The sequence below is a fragment of the Roseicyclus sp. genome, from assembly GCF_965662675.1.
GTDB lineage: Bacteria > Pseudomonadota > Alphaproteobacteria > Rhodobacterales > Rhodobacteraceae > Roseicyclus.
In genome coordinates this window covers 1-5,157 of sequence record NZ_CBFIIK010000146.1, presented here as the reverse complement: position 1 = coordinate 5,157, position 5,157 = coordinate 1, and the positions used below count along the sequence as shown (strand labels likewise).

Annotated in this window: 5 protein-coding genes; 1 reads left to right on the top strand and 4 read right to left on the bottom strand. The window is 63.9% G+C overall.

Going from position 1 to position 5,157, the window contains the following annotated elements:
• Both ACTG4J_RS14575 and dnaG read right to left on the bottom strand, forming a co-directional pair.
• Nucleotides 1-757, bottom strand: a 757-nt coding sequence (locus tag ACTG4J_RS14575) for an RNA polymerase sigma factor region1.1 domain-containing protein (protein ID WP_439140464.1), incomplete at its 3' end; no start/stop codon positions are given.
• A 109-nt stretch (nucleotides 758-866) separates the two neighbouring features.
• Nucleotides 867-2,816 carry a DNA primase gene (gene dnaG / locus ACTG4J_RS14570; RefSeq protein ID WP_439140463.1) on the bottom strand — a complete coding sequence of 650 codons (1,950 nt, stop codon included), beginning with the start codon at nucleotides 2,814-2,816 and terminating at the stop codon, nucleotides 867-869.
• A gap of 191 nt (nucleotides 2,817-3,007) precedes the next feature.
• Between dnaG and ACTG4J_RS14565 the strand changes: the two genes are divergently transcribed.
• Nucleotides 3,008-3,373 carry a hypothetical protein gene (locus ACTG4J_RS14565; protein WP_439140462.1) on the top strand — a complete coding sequence of 122 codons (366 nt, stop codon included), beginning with the start codon at nucleotides 3,008-3,010 and terminating at the stop codon, nucleotides 3,371-3,373.
• On the opposite strand, the gene ACTG4J_RS14560 is transcribed toward ACTG4J_RS14565, so the two are convergent.
• The gene (locus ACTG4J_RS14560; protein ID WP_439140461.1) at nucleotides 3,370-3,927 is read right to left on the bottom strand and encodes a sarcosine oxidase subunit gamma; all 558 of its coding nucleotides are present in this window, start codon (nucleotides 3,925-3,927) and stop codon (nucleotides 3,370-3,372) included. The genes ACTG4J_RS14565 and ACTG4J_RS14560 overlap by 4 nt on opposite strands.
• Nucleotides 3,920-5,157: aminomethyltransferase family protein (locus ACTG4J_RS14555; RefSeq protein ID WP_439140460.1), on the bottom strand; the 1,238-nt coding region annotated here is incomplete at its 5' end. The genes ACTG4J_RS14555 and ACTG4J_RS14560, both read right to left, overlap by 8 nt.

Below are 5,157 nucleotides of genomic sequence, written 5' to 3'. Positions count from 1 at the left end.
CGGCTTCCATCGCAGCAAGGCTCATATTGGCCTGTTCGTCGTCATCCTCATCATCGTCGTTGTCACGCGACAAGGGGTTTCCGTCGGCGTCCAGCTCTGGCTCATCTTCGCCACCGCTGCGTGGCGCGTTGGTGCCGACAGCTGCGACATCGGCCACGACGGGGCCATCCTCATCATCGCCCAGCGAGCGGCCGAAGGTTGCATCAAGATCGATCACATCGCGCAGCAAGATATCTTCATCGAGAAGTTCGTCGCGCCAGATGGTGATCGCCTGAAAAGTCAGCGGGCTTTCGCAAAGCCCCGCGATCATGGTATTGCGGCCAGCCTCGATACGCTTGGCGATCGCGATCTCGCCCTCGCGCGACAAAAGCTCGACCGAACCCATCTCGCGCAGATACATCCGGACCGGATCATCGGTGCGGTCGAGTTTCTCGGTCTCGCTCGAGGCGAGTGTGACCTCACGCGAAGACGACGCCTCGACAAGATCGGTGCCGCCCTTGGCGCCATCGCCGTCCTCGTCGGCCTCATCATCCTCGATGACGTTGATGCCCATTTCCGACAGCATCGACATCACATCTTCGATCTGCTCGGAAGAGACCTGTTCAGGCGGCAAGACGGTGTTGAGTTGGTCGTAGGTGATATAGCCGCGCACACGCGCCTCGGCGATCATCTTCTTGACCGCGGTCTGGCTCATATCGAGACCGATTTCGGTTTCCTCGCCGTCCTGGTCCTTGCTCTCGTCGGTCTCTTTGGCCATGGGCGATTGTCCTTCGGCGTCGTGTGGCGGCAGAATGGCCGCCATTCCAACAGCCAATTCCTTGCTACTGCAAGTTATGTAATGCGAATCACTGATTCGCATAGGTCAGTCAGCGGCTTTTCTTCTCCCAGACGCGCGCCTCTATCAAGGCTTGCAAGCCTTTCGACAGGGCGGCTGTGTCTTCGCTGACAGTGCCGCTTGCCTGAAGCGCGGCACCGCGCCCCGCCCGATGGCGTGTCTGTACGGCGTGATTGAGCCTGCGAACAAGGCGATAATCGCCCTCGGGCAGGTTTTCGAGGTCTTCCAGCGCCTCGGTCATCTCGGCGGCGAGCGCGCGGCTGGCGTGGTATTTCGCGAATTCCTCGATCAGGCAAAGCCGCGCTTTCTCGGGGTCGGGCGGGCCGATCAGGATAGGTGTGATGCGCAGATGCGGCATGGTTCTGAGTGATTCGCGCGTCTCGCCCAGCCCGGATTTCACGCAATCGGCGGTCACCATCTCCGCGTCGCCGGCGCTTGTGGCGATCAACAGATCGGCCAGCGCGGCATATTCGGCTTGGCTCGGGGCCAGCCGCTCGAGATCATCCTCGAAAGCGGGGATCAGTGCAGGGTAGCGGCACAGCGTGGCCAAGATCAGTGTGATGCGCAGGTCATCGGCACCAAGCGCGCCCGACCCCAAGGCCGAGTTGCGCGTTTCGGCCAAGGGCGTCTGTGCTTCGGCAAAGCCGCGCGGTTGCCATGCGCCGCGCCCTTGCCGTGGCCCTTGGCCTTGCTGGGGTGGGCGAAACAGCGCCCGACGCAGATCGGCCAAGGCCTCGCCGTAATGGCGGCGCAGCCCTTGGTCGGGGATGCGCGCGATGCATTTGCGCAAGCGCTGGTCGAGGGCCGCGCGCCGCTCTGGGCTGTCGAAAATCTGCCCTTCGGTCTCCCGCCGCCAGAGCATGCGCACCAAAGGCTCGGCCCCGTCGAGCAGCGCCCGCATCGCATCGGCCCCGCGCGCCTTGAGCAGGTCGTCGGGATCTTGCCCCTCGGGCAGGATGCAAAAGCGCAGGCTTTTCCCCGGTTCAAGCATCGGCAGCGCCAGATCGACAAGCCGCATCGCCGCGCGCAGGCCCGCCTTGTCGCCGTCGAGCGCGATGATCGGCTCATCGGCCATGCGCCACATCAGGCGTAGCTGATCCTCGGTCACCGCGGTGCCGAGCGGAGCGACGGCGGCGGCGAAACCGGCTTTGACCAGCGCGATCACATCCATGTAACCCTCGGCCACGATCACGGGCTGGCCCTTGCCCGCCGCCTCGCGGGCGGGTCCGTGATTGTAGAGCGCGCGGCCCTTGTCGAAGAGCGGTGTCTCACGCGAATTGAGATATTTGGCCCGCGCATCGGCGGCCATCGCGCGGCCACCGAAACCGATGCAGCGCCCGCGCGTGTCACGGATCGGGAACATGATCCGGTCGCGAAACGCGTCATAGGGTGCGCCGCCATCATCAGGGCGGCTGGCGATGCCCGCCGTGATCAGATCTTCGGCGGCGATACCCTTGGCCGTCAACGCGCCAAAACCCGCTTGCCGGGCGGGGGGCGCAAAGCCGATTTCGAACTGTGCGATGGTGGCCGCATCCAAGCCGCGTTTTTCCAGATAGGCGCGCGCATCTGCGGCGGCCGCGGTCTGAAGCTGCAGCTTGAAAAAGCCGACCGCCGCCTCGGTCGCGGTGACGAGACGCTGGCTTTGATCGGCCTTTTGTGCGGCTTGCGGGTCACGGGCTGGCATCTGCATGCCGGCCTCGCGCGCCAAAAGCTCGATCGCTTCCATGAAACCCATGTTCTCGGTGTTTTGCACAAAGGAAATGGCGTCGCCCTTGGCGTGGCAACCGAAGCAGTAATAAAACCCTTTGCGGTCATCGACGTGGAAAGACGCCGATTTCTCTTGGTGGAAGGGGCAGGGTGCCCACATGTCGCCCTTGGCTTGGTTCGATTTGCGGTTGTCCCAGATCACCTTGCGCCCGACCACCTGCGTGATCGAGATACGGGTGCGCAGCTCATCAAGGAAACCGGGTGGCAGACTCATGATCTCAATATCGGGAGCCGCACCTGCCCTGTCCAGCCCGTCCACCGATAAAGGCTGGGGATGAAATCGTGAAGCTTTCGCGCTTTTGTCCCAATCCTGCCGCAGTCGGGTGCAAATCTCAGCTCATGTGGTGGATCAAGTCAGACATCGGCGCGTTTGCGCGTGCCTTTCGCAAAAGCGAAAACGGCGCTGTGGCGACGCAAACGGGATTTGGCATCGCCGCTGTGGTCGGCGTCGCCCTCGTGCTTGTTTTCTTGGCGATGGGTGGCGGTCGTGCCGCCCCCGCGCCGGTTGTCACAGACCCTGTCGAACGGGCGGTGGCCGAGCTGATGCAGCGTCCGATCCAAAGCTTCAATGAAACCCAAATCCGTGTGCGCCTGATGCGCCATCTCGACGCCAGCCAACGCACCAATGCGCAGCTGCGCAATGCCCATCGCGTCTGGGCGCGGCGGGTCACGGATATGCGATACAGCGACCCTGTGATGGCGCGTGATATGGAGGCGATCACCGCCACGGCATTGGCGCTGCGCGGCTTGCGCCCGCATCCCGACGCCTAAGCTCGGATCGTTGCCCGCGCGTCGACCATCCGCATGACCTGCGATAGCTCATGCACCGCCGTCGCCGTCATGGAGCGGTAGATCATCAGCGTGAACACACGATCTTCGGCCTGCAGGATCAGCGTATTCATGTGACCCAGCATGCTGCGTGCCGCAGCACCGACCGGAAAAGCCGCGACCGATAGGTCTATCGGCACCAGCCGTGCCAAGACCGCCCGCGCCAATGGGCCGGACAAGACCAGCTGGGCCCAAGCATCGGATTGGTCGCTCAGCGCCGCATGTGCCGATAGCCTCGCATCGGGTGCGGCACCCATCAAGAAGGCTTGATCATAGCCAGACCACGCGATGCTGACCGCCCCTTTGGACAACAGGGCACCGGGGGCGGGAAAGCCGAGCCCCAAGCTTTTCTTCAATTGTGCCGTCACATTCTCTTCCTGCCCGCGATAGGGCGCGATCGACCAGATCGGGATCAGCGGCGCCTCGTGCAACGCCACATCGGCAAGCGTGACAGGGGTCAGCCCATGGGCAGGCGAGATGGGGATCAATTCAGCCACGCGCGCGCCCTCCCTCGGGGTCGAAAAAGACCGGATCGACCACCGACACCACGGTGCGCAAGCCGCGCAGGTGATCGACCATCACGATCTCTTCGCCAATCCGCTCGGGGCCGTGGCGCAGGAAACCCAAGCCGATCATATGGCCCAGCGTCGGCGAATGCCCGACCGAGGTAACATAGCCTTTATCGTGGATGCGGTCATGCGGTTCGCCACCGTTGAACAGCCGCGCCCCGGCGCTGAGAACCCCGTCGCCCGTCATGGGTTGCAAGCCCACCAATCGCTCGCGTCCCGGTTCCAGCAGGCCCGGGCGCTGGGCCGCCGCCTTGCCGATGAAATCCTTCTTGGGCGACAGCATCCTTTGCATGCCGATATCATAGGCGGTGACCCGGCCATGGATCTCGGCATGGGTGATGAAGCCCTTCTCGATGCGCAGGACGTTGAGCGCCTCCATCCCGTAGGCGCCGCCCCCCAGCGTCTCGGCGCGCGCCACCAGATCGCGGTAAAGCGCCTCGCCAAAGCGGGCGGGAACGGCGATCTCATAGGCCTGTTCGCCCGAGAACGAGATGCGGAACAGCCGCCCCGGCACCCCATGCACACCAACCGTGCCGCAGGCCATGAAGGGAAAGCTTGCATCGTCGATAGGCTGATCGAGGACGGTGTTCAGCAGGTCGCGCGCCAGCGGCCCCGCGACCGAGAATTGCGCCCAAGCCTCGGTGGCCGAGATGATACGCACATCGAGATCGGGGCGTAGCCCTTGCAACACCAGTTCCAGATGCGCCATGACTTGGGCCGCGGCGGCGGTGGTGGTGGTCATCACATAATGATGCGCCCCCAGCCGCGCGGTGGTGCCGTCATCCATCACATGCCCATCTTCGCGCAGCATCAAGCCATAGCGTACGCGCCCGACGGGTAGCGTCGAGAACATATTGGCATAAACGAAATCAAGAAATGCGCCGGCATCGGGGCCTTGAATGTCGATTTTTCCCAAGGTCGACACCTCGACCACGCCCACGGCGCTTCGCACCATCGCCACCTCGCGGTCGCAGGCTTGGCGCCATGTCGTCTCGCCCGGCAGGGGGACGTAGCTGGGGCGATACCACAGCCCCGCTTCGATCATCGGCACGCCGCGCGCGGTCAGCGCCGCATGGCTTGTCATCCGCCGCTCGGGAGCGAAGCCATGGCCTTGGCCAAAGGCCCCGATCGCGCCAAGGCTGACGGGTGCGAAGGGGG

Excerpts from the sequence above, each read along its gene's own strand:
- dnaG (WP_439140463.1), bottom strand. The coding sequence starts at position 2,816 with ATGAGTCTGCCACCCGGTTTCCTTGATGAGCTGCGCACCCGTATCTCG.